The organism is Achromobacter sp. T5-5 (assembly GCF_055397965.1).
Window position 1 is genome coordinate 3,531,261 of record NZ_AP027919.1, and the last position, 16,591, is coordinate 3,547,851.

At 67.0% G+C, this 16,591-nt stretch carries 16 protein-coding genes; 1 reads left to right on the top strand and 15 read right to left on the bottom strand.

Annotation, left to right across the window (positions count from 1 at the left end; all coding sequences use genetic code 11):
- Nucleotides 1–10: 10 nt before the first annotated feature.
- The 15 genes from ACZ50Q_RS16030 to ACZ50Q_RS16100 all read right to left on the bottom strand — a co-directional run bounded on the left by ACZ50Q_RS16030 (nucleotide 11) and on the right by ACZ50Q_RS16100 (nucleotide 14,922).
- On the bottom strand, nucleotides 11–784 hold the full coding sequence (locus tag ACZ50Q_RS16030; RefSeq protein WP_076521076.1) for an ABC transporter permease: 774 nt from the start codon (nucleotides 782–784) through the stop codon (nucleotides 11–13).
- Nucleotides 781–1,779 carry an ABC transporter substrate-binding protein gene (locus ACZ50Q_RS16035; protein ID WP_092575535.1) on the bottom strand — a complete coding sequence of 333 codons (999 nt, stop codon included), beginning with the start codon at nucleotides 1,777–1,779 and terminating at the stop codon, nucleotides 781–783. The genes ACZ50Q_RS16030 and ACZ50Q_RS16035 overlap by 4 nt, the downstream gene beginning before the upstream one ends.
- 68 nt (nucleotides 1,780–1,847) lie before the next feature.
- Nucleotides 1,848–2,618, bottom strand: a complete 771-nt coding sequence (locus ACZ50Q_RS16040; RefSeq protein WP_464078946.1) for an ABC transporter ATP-binding protein — start codon at nucleotides 2,616–2,618, stop codon at nucleotides 1,848–1,850.
- Between the two features lie 109 nt (nucleotides 2,619–2,727).
- Nucleotides 2,728–3,954 (bottom strand): MFS transporter, encoded by a 1,227-nt coding sequence (locus ACZ50Q_RS16045; protein WP_464078947.1) that lies wholly within the window; start codon nucleotides 3,952–3,954, stop codon nucleotides 2,728–2,730.
- Between the two features lie 140 nt (nucleotides 3,955–4,094).
- Nucleotides 4,095–5,699, bottom strand: a complete 1,605-nt coding sequence (locus ACZ50Q_RS16050; RefSeq protein ID WP_092575526.1) for an ABC-F family ATPase — start codon at nucleotides 5,697–5,699, stop codon at nucleotides 4,095–4,097.
- A gap of 109 nt (nucleotides 5,700–5,808) precedes the next feature.
- Nucleotides 5,809–6,864: an LD-carboxypeptidase gene (locus tag ACZ50Q_RS16055; protein WP_092575523.1), complete on the bottom strand. Its 1,056-nt coding sequence runs from the start codon at nucleotides 6,862–6,864 to the stop codon at nucleotides 5,809–5,811.
- The gene (gene tadA / locus ACZ50Q_RS16060; protein ID WP_464082004.1) at nucleotides 6,861–7,352 is read right to left on the bottom strand and encodes a tRNA adenosine(34) deaminase TadA; all 492 of its coding nucleotides are present in this window, start codon (nucleotides 7,350–7,352) and stop codon (nucleotides 6,861–6,863) included. Before tadA ends, ACZ50Q_RS16055 begins: the two co-directional genes overlap by 4 nt.
- 10 nt (nucleotides 7,353–7,362) lie before the next feature.
- Nucleotides 7,363–8,211 (bottom strand): HAD family hydrolase, encoded by an 849-nt coding sequence (locus tag ACZ50Q_RS16065; protein ID WP_092575520.1) that lies wholly within the window; start codon nucleotides 8,209–8,211, stop codon nucleotides 7,363–7,365.
- Between the two features lie 73 nt (nucleotides 8,212–8,284).
- On the bottom strand, nucleotides 8,285–8,779 hold the full coding sequence (locus ACZ50Q_RS16070; RefSeq protein WP_464078948.1) for a hypothetical protein: 495 nt from the start codon (nucleotides 8,777–8,779) through the stop codon (nucleotides 8,285–8,287).
- 157 nt (nucleotides 8,780–8,936) lie between these two features.
- A complete protein-coding gene (gene mnhG / locus ACZ50Q_RS16075) occupies nucleotides 8,937–9,278 on the bottom strand; it encodes a monovalent cation/H(+) antiporter subunit G (RefSeq protein WP_092575514.1) in 342 nt (113 codons plus the stop codon).
- Nucleotides 9,275–9,556: a K+/H+ antiporter subunit F gene (locus ACZ50Q_RS16080; RefSeq protein ID WP_076521085.1), complete on the bottom strand. Its 282-nt coding sequence runs from the start codon at nucleotides 9,554–9,556 to the stop codon at nucleotides 9,275–9,277. The genes mnhG and ACZ50Q_RS16080 overlap by 4 nt, the downstream gene beginning before the upstream one ends.
- Nucleotides 9,553–10,035, bottom strand: coding sequence for a Na+/H+ antiporter subunit E (locus ACZ50Q_RS16085; protein WP_076521086.1), 483 nt, complete (start codon nucleotides 10,033–10,035; stop codon nucleotides 9,553–9,555). Before ACZ50Q_RS16085 ends, ACZ50Q_RS16080 begins: the two co-directional genes overlap by 4 nt.
- Nucleotides 10,035–11,666, bottom strand: a complete 1,632-nt coding sequence (locus tag ACZ50Q_RS16090) for a monovalent cation/H+ antiporter subunit D (RefSeq protein WP_464078949.1) — start codon at nucleotides 11,664–11,666, stop codon at nucleotides 10,035–10,037. Before ACZ50Q_RS16090 ends, ACZ50Q_RS16085 begins: the two co-directional genes overlap by 1 nt.
- On the bottom strand, nucleotides 11,663–12,007 hold the full coding sequence (locus tag ACZ50Q_RS16095; protein ID WP_076521088.1) for a Na+/H+ antiporter subunit C: 345 nt from the start codon (nucleotides 12,005–12,007) through the stop codon (nucleotides 11,663–11,665). The genes ACZ50Q_RS16090 and ACZ50Q_RS16095 overlap by 4 nt, the downstream gene beginning before the upstream one ends.
- Nucleotides 12,007–14,922 (bottom strand): monovalent cation/H+ antiporter subunit A, encoded by a 2,916-nt coding sequence (locus ACZ50Q_RS16100; protein ID WP_092575509.1) that lies wholly within the window; start codon nucleotides 14,920–14,922, stop codon nucleotides 12,007–12,009. The genes ACZ50Q_RS16095 and ACZ50Q_RS16100 overlap by 1 nt, the downstream gene beginning before the upstream one ends.
- Before the next feature lie 585 nt (nucleotides 14,923–15,507).
- On the opposite strand from ACZ50Q_RS16100, the gene ACZ50Q_RS16105 reads away from it, so the two are divergent.
- Complete coding sequence (locus ACZ50Q_RS16105; RefSeq protein ID WP_076521090.1) at nucleotides 15,508–16,494, top strand: Bug family tripartite tricarboxylate transporter substrate binding protein; 987 nt, start codon at nucleotides 15,508–15,510, stop codon at nucleotides 16,492–16,494.
- Nucleotides 16,495–16,591 lie beyond the last annotated feature (97 nt).

A 16,591-nucleotide genomic window follows, 5' to 3' on the forward strand; every position in this document is an offset into this window, starting at 1 on the left:
CTCCGCGGCCTCAGACGTATTGATAGCGCAACAGGCGGTGCTTGAGGTTTTCAAGCACGAACTGGTCGATCAGCGCGGCCAGCACGGCGATGACCAGGATGTTGGTCATGACGCCCGTCATGTCGGCGATTTCGCCCGAATAGGCCAGCGAACGTCCCAGCCCCTTGCCGAAGCCGATCAGCATTTCGGCCGAGATCAGCGCGCGCCAGGCGTTGCCGAACGCGAGCTGCGCGCCGGTGATGAGCTCGGGCATGACGGCGGGCAGGTACACCCGCTTGACCAGACCCCAGCGCGTGGCGCCCATGACGCGCGCCGCCGACACGTGCACGCGCTGCACGGATTCGGTGGCGTTCATGACGCTGAGCGCGGCCGGAAAGAACGCGGACAGCGCGACGACCACGATGATGGGCGTGTTGCCGAAGCCCATCACGATCAGGAACAGCGGCACCCAGGCGATGGACGGGATCGATTGCAGGATGACGATGGCGCTGCGCAGGACTTCGCGAAAGAAGAACAGCACGGCGGCCACCAGGCCGAAGCCGACGCCGGCCGCGAGCGCCAGGCCGTAGCCCGCGCCCAGGCGTCCCAGCGTGCCCATTAGGCTCTGGTGGAACGACTGCTTGCCCAGGTCTTCGAACAGGCGCTCGACCACCGCGGGCACGCCCGGCATGAGGAAGTCGGGGAGCGCGAACGCGGCCAGTTGCCAAAGGGCCAGGATGAACAGGACACCCAAAACGCCCGCAATGTGCTTGCGGGCGCCGGTCACACGAGTCGATGCGCTCAAAGCTTGCGAGCCTCTTGCCAGGACAGGTCGACGATGCTGGAGACGTCGTACGGCTTGCCGTCACGCGTCTTGAGCGATCCCTGGGCCTGCAGGATGTCTGCGATCTCCTGCATGCGGGCCGTGTCCTTGTCCGTCAGCTTGGGCGTGAACACCTGGGTGCTGATGGCCTCGGCGATGACCGTTTCGCGCGGAAGTTCGCCGCGCGAGAGCGTCTTGAGCGTGGGCTCGGCGATGAAGTAGGAGGCGATGAGCTTGGAGGCCTGCGCGGGTTCCTTCTGCAGCAGCGTAATGGCCTGGTTCTGCGCGTCCAGCGCCTTCCAGACGTCGTCCTTGCGCTTGGCGAGGGTCTCGCCGGACGTGATGACGACCATGCACGGGAAAGGCCAGGCCTGGCCGACTTCGTAGATCTGCTTGACCGGCGCGACCAGCTGCGCGATGCGGTCGTAGGGCTCGAACAGGAAGGCCGCATCCACGCGCTTGCCCACCAGCGACTGCACGGCGACCGCCGGGCTCACGCCCATGACGTTGACGTCGTCGGCCGACAGGTTGCCCTGCTTGAGCACGACGCCCTTCAGGACCACGTCCGCGGTGCTGCCCTCGGCTTGCGAAGCCAGGGTCTTGCCCTTCAGGCCGGCGATGTCCTTGATGCCGGAATCGTCGCGCACGACCAGCGAGTGATAGCCCTGCTGCGCGCCGCCCACGACCTTCAGGTCCGCGCCCTTGGAGGCCCAGGCCACGGCGTTGGTGAACCCCAGCACGCCGATGTCGAGCTGGCCGCCGACGATGGCCTTGATGAGGTCGGTGCCCGACTTGAATTCGATCAGTTCGGAATCCAGGCCGGCTTTCTTGTAGTAGCCGCCCTCTTGCGCGACGATGGCCTGCGCATCGTCCATCACGCGCAGATAGCCCACGCGGAATTTCTCGGCGGCCATCGCGGGGGCCGCCGCCAGCAGCGCCGCGGCCAGCGGCAGGGACAACCATTGCTTCAGTTTCATCAGGAGCTCCAGGGAATTCACAATCGGGCGGCGCCAGGGCGCCGCCGCGGGAAATGTCAGAAAGCGGGTCAGGCGGCCAGCGCCATGTCCGAGTGCGCGCCCGAGCCGTCGACCGCGATGCCCAACAGGCGCAGGATCTCGCGCTTTTCGGCGGCCAGGTCGGCCAGGTCGTGGGTCTTGACGCGGTGGGCCAGGTTGAATTCGCGCAGCACGCGCGCCGGGCGCGGGCTGAAAACGACGATGCGGTCGGCCAGGAACAGGGCCTCGTCGACGTCATGCGTGACCAGCAGCACGGTGGGCTTTTCCTGCGCGATGAGCTGGCGCAGCACGTCCTGCAGGCTCAGGCGGGTCAACGCGTCCAGGGCGCCGAAGGGTTCATCCATCAGCATGGTCTGGGGCTGCGCGATGAACGCGCGGGCCAGCGCCGCGCGCTGGCGCATGCCACCAGACACCTGGTGCGGATAGTAGTGTTCAAAACCCGCCAGGCTGACCCGGGCAAGCCATTCGCGCGCGGCTACGCGGGCGCGCTTCTTGGGGGTGTTCTGGAATTCCAGGGCCAGCGCCACGTTGTCTTCGAGCGTCAGCCAGGGATAGAGGGCGTGCTCCTGGAACACCAGCGTGCGGCTGGGATGCGGACCGGCGACCGGCTTGCCGTCCGCCAGCACGCGGCCTTGCGTGGGCATTTCGAGGCCCGCGGCCAGGTGCAGCAAGGTGGATTTTCCGCAGCCGGACGGTCCGACCAGCGCAACCAGTTCGCCGGTCTTGAATTCGCTGGTGAAGCCATCCACGACGGGCAGGTCGCCGAAGTGCTTGTGGACGTGATCGAAGGTCAGATTCATGGAAACGGATCGTGGGCGCGCGTGAAAAACGAGCCTCAAATCTAACAATTCGTTATATGAATCCAAACGATTGATATCGAATGTCTTTACTGCTTCCGGTAATAACGCATCAGATCGGCGCCGATTGGGCCTGCTGCCGGCTGGCGGCGCGCTGCAACCCGAAGGCGATCGCCAGGCCCACCAGCACGGACAGCGAGGCCGCCAGGAAGATCGCCGGATAGCCGAAGCCGCTGGAGATATAGCCGGCGACCGGTCCGGTCACGCCCAGCGCGAGGTCCAGGAAGGCCGAATAGGCGCCCAGTGCCGCGCCCCGGCTGCCGGCCGGCACGCGCGCCACGGCCTCGACGCCGATGGCCGGGAACACCAGCGCAAAGCCGCAGCCGGTCAGCGCGGCGCCCATCAGCGCCAGGCCGGGATTGGGCGCGAGCCACAGGAGCAACAGCCCCGCCGCTTCGACCAGGAAGGACACCTGCGCGACCCGGAAGCCGCCAAAGCGGGTGATGGTGCCGGCAAACAGCAGGCGCACGCCGATGAACGCGCCGCCGAAGGCGCTGAGCGCGTGGGCCGCGCCTTCCCACGAGCGGCTGGCGTAGTACAGCGCCACGAAGGCGGCCAGGGTGCCAAAGCCTACCGACCCCAGGCCCAGCGCCATGCCGTGCGGAAAGACGCGCAGCACCACGCTCTTGAACGCCATGCGGTGCCCGCCCACGATGGCGACCGCGGCCCGGGCCATGGCCAGTCCCAGACCGGCCAGCCCCAGCAACAGCACCGCCCCGCCCAGCGCGCCCATGCTCCAGTGCTTTTCAAGCTGCACGCCCAGCGGCGCGCCCAGCGCCAGCGCGCCGTAGGTGGCGATGCCGTTCCAGGAAATCACGCGGGCCGTGTGCAGCGGCCCTACCCGCGAGATCGCCCAGGTGGCCGCCCCGGTGCCCACCCAGCTTTCACCAAAGCCCAGCGCCAGGCGGCTGAGGATGATCGCCGTCAGGCTCAGCCAGTCGGTCCGTTCGAAGGCATACGCCAGCAGCAGGAAGATCCCGCTGACCGCGCATGCCGCCATGCCGATGACGACGGTCTGCTTCGGACCGACCGTGTCGGCCATGCGCCCGGCGTGCGAGCGGCTGAGCAGCGTGGCCAGGTATTGGACGCTGATCGCCAGGCCCGCCAGCACGGAGCCATAGCCCAGGTTGCCGTGCACGTAGCCCGGCAGCACGGCGAGCGGCAGGCCGATCGCCAGATAGCAGATGAAAGTGAAGAAAGCGATGGCGACGATGCGGGCCGTCAGCGTGAACGTGCCGATCTGCGCGCCATCGGGCGCGGCATGCTGGGAGGGAGACATTGGGAAAACAGGAGAATGCCTGGCCGGACACCGGCCAGGAACGGGCCGGATGATAGCGCGCGCGGGTTTCGTCGGGCTGAACAGAAACAAGAAACGGCGCACCCGACCGGGTGCGCCGTTTCATGGAAGGCCGTGCGGGATCAGGCCTCGATGCCGCGCGAGGACAAGTAGTCTTCGTAGCCGCCGCGATAGTCGACAATCTCGCCGGAAGGCAGGATTTCGATCACGCGCGTGGCCAGGCCGGACACGAACTCGCGGTCATGGGAGACGAACACCAGGGTGCCTTCGTACTTTTCCAGCGCGAATTGCAGCGACTCGATCGATTCCATGTCCAGGTGGTTGGTGGGCTCGTCGAGCAGCATGACGTTGTGCCGGCCCAGCATCAGGCGGCCGAAGGTCATGCGGTTCTTTTCGCCCCCGGACAGCACCTTGGGCGCCTTGGGCAGGTCGTCCGCCGAAAACAGCAGGCGGCCCAGCACCGAACGGATCGACTGGTCGTCGTCGCCCGGCTGGCGATGGTTGCCCATCCAGTCCAACAGGTTGATGTCGGTCTGCAGGAAGTGGTCGGACACGTCCTGGGCCATGTAGCCCAGGTCGGCGTTGTCGGACCACTTCACCGTGCCCGAATCGGGTTGCAGGTCCAGGGCCAGCAGGCGCAGCAGCGTCGTCTTGCCGACGCCGTTGGCGCCGATGATCGCGATCTTCTCGCCGGCGTCGACCATGGCCGAGAACTTCGTGATGACCGGCGCGTCGTAGGCCTTGGTCAGGTTTTCGACGGTGACGGCCAGGCGGTGCATGACCTTGCTCTGCTCGAAGCGGATGTACGGGTTCTGGCGCGACGAGGGCTTGACCACGACCTGGTCGGCCTTGATGCGGTCGATCTGCTTCAGGCGCGAGGTGGCCTGGCGCGACTTGGACTTGTTGGCCGCGAAGCGGCGCACGAAGTCCTGCAGTTCGGCCACGCGTTCCTTGGCCTTGGCGTTGTTGGCCACCAGGCGTTCGCGGGCCTGGGTGGAGGCCAGCATGTAGTCGTCGTAGTTGCCGGCGTAGATGCGGATCTCGCCGTAGTCCACGTCGGCCATGTGCGTGCACACCTGGTTCAGGAAGTGGCGATCGTGGCTGATGATGATCATCGTGCTCTGGTAGCCGTTGAGCACGTTTTCCAGCCAGCGGATGGTGTTGATGTCCAGGTTGTTGGTGGGCTCGTCCAGCAGCAGCACGTCGGGATTCGAGAACAGCGCCTGCGCCAGCAGCACGCGCAGCTTCCAGCCCGGCGCCACTTCGCGCATGGGCAGGTTGTGCAGGTCCACGGCGATTTCCAGGCCCAGCAGCAGCTCGCCCGCGCGGGCTTCGGCGGTGTAGCCGTCGTATTCCGCGAACTTGGCCTCCAGGTCGGCCGCGCGCATGTAGTCGTCTTCGGTCGCTTCCGGGTTGGCGTAGATGGCGTCGCGCTCGGACATGGCGGCCCACATCTCGGTGTGGCCCATCATCACGACATCCAGCACACGCAAGTCTTCAAACGCGAACTGGTCCTGGCGCAGCTTGCCAAGGCGCACCCCGGGCTCGAGCGAAACGTTGCCGGCGGAGGGTTCGAGGTCGCCGCCGATGATCTTCATGAACGTGGACTTGCCCGACCCATTGGCCCCGATCAGCCCGTAACGGTTGCCTTCCCCGAACTTGACGCTGACGTTCTCGAAAAGGGGTTTGGGACCGAACTGGATGGTGAGATTGGCGGTGGATATCACGGTGTATTTGCGTTTGAAGGCGCCCGAAGGCGCATGCGGGGAAACCGGCTAGTGTAGCAAAGGAGCTGCGGCCCCAATTTGGGCCGCCCCGGCGCCCGCGCCGCCCGGATCAGTGGTGATGCTCGTCCAGCACCAGGTGCGCGAGACCTTTTTCGGTGGCGATGCCCACCTTCTGGCCGATCGGCAAGGTGGCCTTGGTGGCGACGTGGCCGTAAGGCAGGCCGGTGATGACCGGCACCTTGACCGTCTTGCGCAGCCAGGCCACGACCTCGTGCAGATCGTACCCCTTGTCGTGGGGCGCCAGGCGGTATTCCGTGAAGCGGCCCAGCACGATCGCCTTCTGCCTGGCCAGGATGCCGGCCTGCCAGAGCTGGATCAGCATGCGTTCGACGCGATAGGGATGCTCGGCCACGTCTTCCAGAAAGAGGATGCCGCCGCGGATCTTGGGCATGTAGGGCGTGCCCAGCAGCGAGGCCACCATGGCGAGGTTGCCGCCCCACAGGATGCCGCGGGCGTCGACAGGGTCGGCGTCCTGCGTTTCGAAGCTGAGAATTTCCAGTTCGCCGCGCATCAGTTCGCCGAACAGGGCTTCGGTCAGGTCGTCGACCTTCTTTCCGCCGAAATCCTGGACGGCCGTGGCGCCCGAATAGCTGACCGCGCCGGTCTGCGCCAGCAGGGCCAGGTTGAACGCGGTGAAATCGCTCATGCCGACAAAGCGCTTGCCGCTGTCGGCCATGGCCTTCCAGTCGATCGCGTGCAGCAGGCGGCCCAGGCCGTAGCCGCCGCGCGTCACCATGACGATGGGCAGTTTCTGCTTGGCGGCGCGCGTCAGGCTGGCGAGGCGCTGCGCGTCGGTGCCGGCGAATCGCTGGTGTTCGGCCAGCGCGGTGCGGTCCAGGGCGGTCTTGAAGCCCTGCCCCTCCAGCCGCTCGCGCGCCAGCGCCACGGTGGCCGGGTCGCGCACGGCCGAGGATGGCGAAATCAGGTAGATGCCGCGGGCGTCCGGCAGGGGGCCGTGGGCATGGCCGTGATCGTGGCCGCAGTCGTCGCCGCAGTCCGGGCCGTGATCGTGCGGGTGATCGTGGGCCGGGACGGCGGCGGCCCGGGCGCGGCGCGCCTTGGCGGCGGGCTTGGCGGCAGGCTTGGCGGCTTTGGGGGTGCTCATGCGATGGATTCCTTGGCGCGGCGTTCGCGGAAGAACCGGCGCAGCAGGTCGCCGCAGGGTTCCGCCAGCACGCCGCCGGTGACTGAAGTGTGATGATTGAGCTTGGGCACGGACCCGACGTCCAGCACGCTGCCGCAGGCCCCGGTCTTGGGATCGTAGGCGCCGAACACCACGCGGGCCAGGCGCGCGTGCAGCATGGCGCCGATGCACATGACGCAGGGCTCCAGCGTCACATAGACCGTGATGCCGGGCAGCCGGTAGTTTTCGAGCTGGCGCGCGGCGCCGCGCAAGGCGACGATCTCCGCGTGCGCGGTCGGGTCGTGGTCGATGATGGTGCGGTTAAAGCCCCGGCCCAGGATCTCGCCCTGGGCGGACACGACCAGCGCGCCCACGGGCACCTCGCCGATGTCGTAGGCGGCCTGGGCCTGTTCCAGGGCCAAACTCATGAATCGGGCGTCTTGTTCGGTCCAGGGCGGGACCGCCGCCATGGCGACCGGCTCAACCACGGTACACCCGCGATTTCAGGGCGGTGCGGCCGGCCAGGCTGGTGACGGCCTCTTCCAGCCATTGGTAGAGTTCGGCCTGCTCGTCATAGCGGGCCTGATTCAGGTTGGACACGCGGCCTTCTTCGATGAAGCCCCAGGCCCGGCTGCGCTTGTCGCGGTGCTTGGGATCCCAGACGCCGAAGGCAAAGCCGCCGGCGCGGCGGATCAGCGAAAAGCAGGGAATGTCGGTGTAGCCGTCGCCCACGAAGACCATCTGGTCGAACGGCACGCGCAACCGGTCCTCGGGCACCTTGCGGTTGACCTCGAACGGCTTGTTGCGGAATTCGCGGCCGATGATGCCCTTCTGGATATGGAAGAGATACCGGGTCTTGTCGGTGAAGCTGACGATGCGGCGGGGGAACGCGATGCCGCCGTCGTCGCCGTAGACGAATTCGGACGCCCAGATCTCGGTGAATTCGTGCGCGATCGGGGTGGCGCGGACCACGTCGCCGATGCCGCTGGAAATCAGGTAGAACTCCAGTTGCACCTGCGGATGCTCGGCGCGCACGGCGGCGCGCAGGCGCTGAAACAGCGTGGACACGCCGTCGTGCAGGTCCAGCCGCGCGCCCCAGTCTTTCAGGCGCTGCTGCGTGATGAGGCCGTGCTGCCCCGCCTGCGACAACTGGATCATCTTGTAGAGGTAGGCGGGCACGGGGTCCCAGTCCTGCTGGAACAGCAGCGGGTCGACCTGTTCCTTCCAGAAGGCGGCCGTGTCCACCCCGATGCTGTCCAGGAAACCGGACGTGCTGTCCGAAGCCAGCGTGTCGTCGAAATCGAAAATCAGGGCGATGACGTCGGACATGAATATGCGTGAAATAAGGCGACAGCCGCCATTTTGCCTGAATGCGGCAGCGGCTGCGCCCTCACGCACTGCCCTACTGGCGGATGGGCGAGCTCATCGTGCCCGTGCCCGGCGCAGGCGCCATGCCCGGAGCGGGCGCCATGCCCGGCGTGGTGCCGGCCGGCGCCATGGTGTCGGCGGGCACCTGGATCACGGTCTCGCGCAGCACGCCGCCGCCCTGCACGCTGCCTCGCACGTTGGTGGGCGAGGTCATCTGCGTGATGCAATTCTGGCGCTGCGCTTCCGGCAGGCGATTGCAGCGGGCCAGCATGTTCTGCTGGAGTTGGTCAGGACTGCCTTCCTGCAGATTCTGGCGGCTACGCTCCTGGCGCGCGGCGCCGGCCTCGCGCAGGCACGCATCCAGCGATTGCCCGGTGGTGCCGCTCTTGCAGGCCGCAACGTCCTGCTGGTAGCGGGATTGCGACGAGCCGTTGGTGTCGGCGGCGCTGGCGGCGCCGGACGCCAGCATCAAGCCGGCCGTACAGAGAATCGCAGCAAGACGCTTCGAGGGCATGGAAACAGGTTTCATGGTCAGCTCCTTTAGAAGAGATTGAACCCGGGCGGCGCGTCGTTGCGTTGCGCTGCCCACTGACCTCACTATCCCATGACGGCGCGGTGGGGGACATGTCCAGCGACGTGAATTCGTAAGGTTACGTTTCAGCGCCAAAAAATGGGGACGCAATAGATCAACGAGCGTCCTTGTCCGCTTCGGCCTTGGTCAAGCGGCTGCGATAGGTGGCGGCGCGCATCAGCAGCATGGCCGTGACCGGGGACGACACAATCAGCAGCAGCGTGATGATGACCTCATGAAACACCGGCCGCGCGGACATCGCCGAAAACACCAGGATGGAGGCCGCCAGCACGCAGGCGCAACCCAGGGTATTGCCCAGCGTCGGCGCGTGGATGCGCGACTGGAAATCGCGGAAGCGCAGCAGACCGGCCGAGCCGGTCACGGCAAGCAGGCCGCCCAGCACCAGCAGGATGCTGGCGGGAATGGAGGCCCACAGCGGAAGGTCGAACTCCATCATGGCTCGATGACCTCGCCGCGCAGCAGGAAACGCGCCATCGCGGTGGATCCCACGAAGCCAAAGAGCGCGATCAAGAGCGCGATGTCGAAATAGACGGACGTGCCGGAACGGATGCCGAACACCAGCATCGTCAGCATGCCGTTGATATACAGCGTGTCCAGGGCCAGGACGCGGTCCTGGGCGGTGGGACCGCGCAGCAAACGGATGGTGGCAAGCACCATGCCCAGCGCAAAACACAGCAAGGCAAAGGATGCCGCCCAATACAGTACGGAATTCATTCAAACATCTCCATCAACGGGCGCTCGTAGCGCTGTTGCACCAGCTCGAACCAGTGGTCTTCGTTCTGCAGGTCCAGCACATGCAGCTTCAGGCTGTGGTCCTCGGTCAGGTCCACCCAGACCGTGCCGGGCGTATACGTGACGATGCAGGCCAGCAATGCCAGGCCATGCGGGTCGCGCATGGTCAGGGGGATCTTGATGAACCCGGGCGAAAACTCGTTGGGACGCGGATTGAGGATCAGCTTTGCCACCGCGATGTTGGACCGGATGATGTCCAGCGTCACGCGCAGCATGAGCGGAACCGCCTTCCACAGCCGGCGCGGCCGCGCGTGCAAGGGGCGCAGGCGCGCGGCGGCCCACGTGAACCACAGCGCCAGCGCGAGGCCCAGCGCGATCTGTCCGGGCGAAACGCTTTCGTTCAGAACCAGCCACAGGACGAACAGGAGCGTGGGCAGGATCAGGAAGTAAAGTCGGCGCATCAGCTTCCTCCCATGGCGCCGCGCACGGTCTGCGCGGACATGACGGCGTCGATATAGGATGCGGGCTGGTCCAGCGACCGGGCGGCATCGTCCAGGTAGGCGGATACCGGTCCGGCGCCCGCGGCCAGGCCCACGCACAGCAGCACCAGCACCGCCACCGGGCCGGCCTCGATGAGGCGCAGGCGCGGCGTGCTGCGGTCGTCGCTGGCCCAGAACACGCGGATGCCGGTGCGGCCCAGGCCGATCAGGCCAGCCAGTCCCGACACCAGCACCGCCGCCACGAGCAGCCAGGCGTCCCGCGGCGGCGCCGATTCGGTCGCGGCGGAGACGGCCGCCGACAGCAGCGAGAACTTTGCCACAAAGCCCGACAGCGGCGGCAGCCCGGTCACGAGCAAGGCGCAGGAGATGAAGGCCAGGCCCAGGAAGGCCATGGCAGCGGGAATCGCCACGCCCACCACGTCGTCGGACCGGTTTACCGAGGCGGGGTCGTCCAGGTCGAAGGCATCCAGGGTGACCGCCAGCACGTTGGCGCCGAAGCTGCGCGTGCGTTCGATCAGTTCGGCCAGCATGAAGAACGCGCCCGTCGTCAGCACCGAGCTGATCAGATAGAACAGCGCGGGCCCCGTCAGCGTGACGCCCGGCATGCCCAGCGCGGTCAGCAGCGTACCGGCGGACACGATCACGCAGTAGCCGACCATTTTTTCCAGTTGCTGGGTGGCCAAAAGGCCCACCGCGCCGAACAGCAGCGTGGCCATCCCCGCGGCGAACATCCAGTCCAGGCTGAAGGCCGCGGGCGCGCCCGTGGGCAGCAGCAGCGACCCGATGCGCAGCAGCGCGTAGATGCCAACTTTGGTCATGATCGAAAACATGGCCGCGATCGGCGCGCCCGCCGAGCCATATCCCTTGACCAGCCAGAAGTTCAGCGGCCAGGCCCCCGCCTTGACCAGGAAGGCCACGCCCAGGATGGCGGCGCCCGCTTCGAACAGCATGCGGTCCACGCCGGCCAGGTTGCCGGCGCGCAGCGCCAGGTCGGCCATGTTGAGCGTGCCCGTCACGCCGTAGATCAGCGCGATGCTGATGAGCAGCAGGAACGAGGCCACCAGGTTCACGGCGATGTACTGCAGGCCCGCGCTGACGCGCGCCACGCCGGACCCGTGCAGCAAGAGGCCGTACGAGGCCGCGAGCAGTACTTCGAAGAACACGAACAGGTTGAACAGGTCGCCCGTCAGGAAGGCGCCGTTCAGGCCCATCAGCAGAAACTGGAACAGCGAATGGAAATGCACGCCGGCGCGGTCCCAGCGGGCCAACGCGTAGATCAGCGTGGCCAGTCCGAGCACGGCGGTCAGCGTCAGCATGACCGCCGCCAGGCGGTCCACCACCAGCACGATGCCGAACGGCGCGGGCCAGTCGCCCACCAGGTAGGCCCCTACCCCGTTCGGCCAGACGTCCGGCACGCCGCCGCCGGCGACGAACAGCAAGGCGAGCGCGGCGGCCAGTTGGGCCAGGGTAGACACCAGCGCGATGCCGCCGCGCGCGTAGCGGCTGGTGTCCGCAAGCAGCAGCATGGCCGCGCCCGCGACCAGCGGGATGATGATGGGCAGGACAGGAAGATGTTGAAGCCAGAAACTCAAGATTGGGACTCCCGTCCATCGACGTGGTCGGTGCCCGTGAGGCCACGCGAGGCCAGCAGCACCACCAGGAACAGCGCGGTGGTGGCAAAGCCGATGACGATGGCGGTCAGCACCAGCGCCTGCGGCAGCGGATCGGCATACCAGGAAGGATCATGCGCCGAGGCGGGGTCCACCACCGGCGGACGGCCGGAGGTCAACCGGCCCATGCCGAAGATGAACAGGTTCACCGCATAAGAGACCAGCGACAGGCCCATGATGAACTGGAACGTCCGGGGCCGCAGCAGCAGCCAGACGCCCGAGCCCGCCAGCACGCCGATCGCGGCAGCGTATATCAATTCCATCAGGCTTCTCCTGTTTGAGCGGCGGCCGCCTGGAGTTCGGCGGCGGCCTTGCGTTGCGCGCGCAGCGATTGGTGGGCCAGCGCCACCAGCACCAGCACGGTGGATCCCACGACCAGCATGTACACGCCCAGGTCAAAGAGCAGCACGCTGGACACATGCACGTGGCCGATCAACGGCAGCGCGACATCCCAGGCGAGCGCGGAAAGGAACGGCTTGTAGGCCAGCCACGCGCTTACCGCCGCGATGCCCGCGCACAGCAGCCCGATGCCGATCCAGTTCTGGGGGTTCAGCCGGCTGCGCGATTCGACCCAATACACGCCGCCCACCATGTACTGCAGGATCACGGACGTGGCAAAGACCAGGCCGCCCACGAAGCCGCCTCCCGGCTGGTTGTGGCCGCGCAGGAGGAAGTACACGGAGATCAGCGCGCCGACCGGCAGCAGCAGGCGAACCAGCACCGCGGGCACCATCATCGACCCGGGCGGCAGCAGCGACTTGATGTCGGGCGCGTCCGGAATGCCGCCGTCCTGCTCTTTCTGCTGGCGCGGCAGGTCGGCGCTTTCGGCGGCCGGGCGGAAGCGGCGCAGCAGCGCGTAGACCGTGAGCGCCACGATGCCCAGCACCGTGATTTCGCCGAAGGTATCGAACCCGCGGAAGTCCACCAGGATCACGTTGACCACGTTGGTGCCGCCGCCATCGGGCAGCGCCCGGTCGACAAAATAGGAGGAAATGGGATTGGTTTGGGGCCGCGCCAGCACCGCGTAGGCCAGCGCCGCCATGCCGGTGCCGGCCGCCACGGCCAGCGCCAGGTCGCGCAGGCGGCGACCGCGCGCCATCAGCGTGGCCTTGAGGCTTTCTTCGTCGTCCTGCTCGATGCGCCGCGGCAGCCAGCGCAGCCCGAGGAGCAGCAGCACCAGGGTCACGACCTCGACCGACAACTGCGTCAGGGCCAGGTCGGGCGCGGAAAACCAGACGAACGTCAGGCAGGTGATCAGGCCCGCCCCGCCCGCCAGCGCCAACGACGCCAGGCGGTGGTACTTGGCCTGGAACGCCGCGGCCAGCGCGCAGGTGCCGCCGACCAGCCACAGCAGCGCGAATACCGGGTCGACCGGCGTCAGGCGCATCGCGCCGTCCAGCCAGCCCCCTGCCCGCAGCGGCAGCCACGCCACGAACAGCGTGCCCACGACGATCAGCACCATCTGCACCTGCAGGCGCGGGGACGACCCCCAGCGCAGCAGCCACGAGGCCGCGACGCTGGAGCCCTCCAGCAGCGCCTCGAAGGTGCGGCGGCCATCGAGGCGGTAGATGAACGGCACGCGCCCGGGATTGGCGCGCTGATGGGCGCGCAGGGCCAGGTACAGAAGCACCCCCGCCGTCGTCGCGACCAGGCTCATGGCCAGCGGCAGGTTGAAGCCATGCCAGACAGCCAGGCTGTATTCGGGCATGTTTTCGCCCAGGATGCTCTGCGCGGCGGTGGCCAGGAAAGGCCCGACGGTCAGGCTGGGCACGATGCCCACCAGCAGGCACATGAACACCAGCAGCGCGCTGGGCAGCAGCATCCAGCGCGGCGGCTCGTGCGGCGCGCGCGGCAGGTCGGTGGCCGGCGGGCCGAAGAACACCTGCAGGATGAAGCGCAGCGAGTAGGCGACGCTGAAAGCGCCCGCGATCGTGGCGAGCAGCGGCAGGCCGAGCTGCACGTACCGGTCGCCGCTGACGAAGGTGGTCTCGGCGAAGAACATTTCCTTGGACAGGAAGCCGTTCAGGAGCGGCACGCCCGCCATCGAGGCCGCGGCCACCATCGCCAGCGTGGCCGTGATGGGCATGGCCTTGTAAAGGCCGGACAACCGGGTCAGGTCGCGCGTGCCGGTTTCGTGGTCGACCACGCCGGCCGCCATGAAGAGCGAGGCCTTGAACGTGGCATGGTTCATCATGTGGAAGATGGCGGCCACCAGCGCCAGGGTGCTGTTCAGCCCCAGCAGCAGCGTGATGAGGCCCAGGTGGCTGATCGTGGAGTAGGCCAGGACGCCTTTCATGTCCTGCTGGAAGATCGCCGCGTAGGCGCCCAGCACCAGCGTGATCAGACCGAGGCCGCCGATGATCCAGAACCACTCGTCGGTGCCCGACAGCACCGGCCAGAAGCGCGCCAGCAGGAAGACGCCTGCCTTCACCATCGTGGCCGAATGCAGATAGGCCGACACCGGCGTCGGGGCGGCCATGGCGTTGGGAAGCCAGAAATGGAACGGGAACTGGGCGCTCTTGGTCAGCGCGCCCAGCGCCACCAGGATCAGCACGGCCGGATACCAGGGATCGGCCCGGACCAGATCGCCCGCCGCCAGCACGCGGTCCATGTCGTAGCTGCCCACGATATGGCCCAGGATCAGCACTCCGGCCAGCAGACACAGCCCGCCCGCCCCCGTGACGGTCAGCGCCATGCGCGCGCCGCGGCGCGCGTCCAGGCGATGGTGCCAATAGGCGATCAGCATGAACGACGCCAGGCTGGTCATTTCCCAGAACAGCACGAGCTGGATCAGGTTGCCCGAGAGCACCACGCCCAGCATGGCGCCCATGAAGGCCTGGAAGAACGAGAAAAAGCGCGGCACCGGGTCTTCCGGCGACATGTAATAGCGCGCATACAGCACGACCAGCGCGCCCATGCCCGACACGATCAGCGCGAACAGCCACGCGTAGCCGTCCATGCGCAGCGTGAACTGGAGCCCCAGCGCGGGCGCCCAGGGCATGTCCGCCCGGATCACCCCGCCGTCGGCGACGTCGGGATACAGCGTAGCGACCAGAACCACGCAGGCAAGGGCGATGAGTCCAGCCAACCACGCCTCGGCGTTGCGGGCGTTGGACGGCAGCAGCGCGGCGCACAGGCTGCCGATGAACGGCAGAGCGAGGATCAGGATCAGCGACATGGCGTTCCGAGAATGTCCGGGCCCCCTCCCGCCAGCACGAGGCAGCAAGAGACGAAACAGACCGGGGATTGAAAGACGGACGGAACCCTGGCCCGGTGCGTCGCTGCACTACACGTTGCCCCGCGGGGACATCAACCAACGCCATTGAACGGCGCAGACAGAAACAAACGCAATAGCTTTCTTGCAAGACCGGGCAAGAATCTCACCCGAAAAATATCAGATTCTTGTAAGTTATGCAGAGATTTATGCATTTACCCGGCTAATGACAGCACGATGACTGCGCAATCAATGCGCAACAGAAGCCGCTCAAATTGTGTTCTGGCGGATTTCACCGGGTGTAACGGGGGCTCAACCGACCGTCAGACAGTCTTTTTCCTGCAAATGCCGGCATTTCCGCCGAATTCACCGATCCACGATTGGATTTGAGATTCGTCATGGCAGGGACAATCCCGAGTTGACCCTGGGGGCATACCTGTGTGGAATTGCGCCCACGAGGCGTAGTCTTGCCGCACCCCGGCAATGCGCGCCTCACCGAAGCCGGTCCAAGAAGCCGGCCGGCTCGGAACAACAATATGGAGAAGACTCTTGAACGTGTTGTCACATGCCAAGGCCGTCCTGGCCGCCGCCGTCGCCGGCCTCTGCTTGACCTCCGCCGCCCAGGCCGCCGACCCCTACCCCAATAAGCCGATCCGGCTGATCGTCCCCTTTGCCGCGGGCGGCACCACCGATATCGTCGCCCGTATCGTGGCCGAAGGGCTGGGCCGTGAACTCGGCCAGCCCGTCGTCGTGGAAAACCGCGGCGGCGGCGGCGGCTCCATCGGCGCCGACGCCGTGGTGCGCGCCGAGCCCGACGGTTACACGCTGGGCGTCGCCACGGTCAGCACCATGGCGACCAATCCGGCCACCAACCCCAAGAACCCGTACAACCCGCTCAAGGACTTTGCGCCCATCACCAACCTGGTGAACGTGCCCAACGTCATGACGGTGAACCCGAGCGTACCCGCCAAGACGCTGGCCGAGTTCATCGCCCTGCTCAAGGCCAATCCGGGCAAGTACAGCTACGCCTCGTCGGGCGCGGGCGGCATCAGCCACCTGGACGGCGAACTGTTCAAGTCCCTGACCAAGACCGACATGGTGCACGTGCCGTACCGCGGATCGGGTCCGGCGCTGAACGACGTGATCGCCGGCCAGGTGAACGCGCAGTTCGACAACCTGCCCTCGTCCATCCCGCACATCCAGGCCGGCAAGCTGCGCGCCCTGGCCGTGGCCGCGCCCAAGCGCCTGCCCGCCCTGCCGGACGTGCCGACCTTCGCCGAAGGCGGCCTGCCCGACATGGATAACATGGCCTGGTATGGCCTGGTGGCTCCCGCCGGCACCCCGCAGGCTGTGATCGACCGCGTCCACGCCGCGGCGGTCAAGGCCCTGAAGGATCCGAAGATCGCCCAGCGCCTGGCGGACGGCGGTTCGCTGGTGGACGGCAACACGCCCGCCCAGTACGCCGCGCAGATCAAGCATGAACTCGAACTGCGCCAGCGCATCGCCAAGGACCGCAACATCGTCCTGACGAACTGACCGACGCCGGCGAAGGGGCGCTTGCCGGGTGCAAGCGCCCTTTTTGCCCCGCCGCGCAGTGTTGCCGGCTTGACTGCAAATGCCCGGGTGGTAGCAT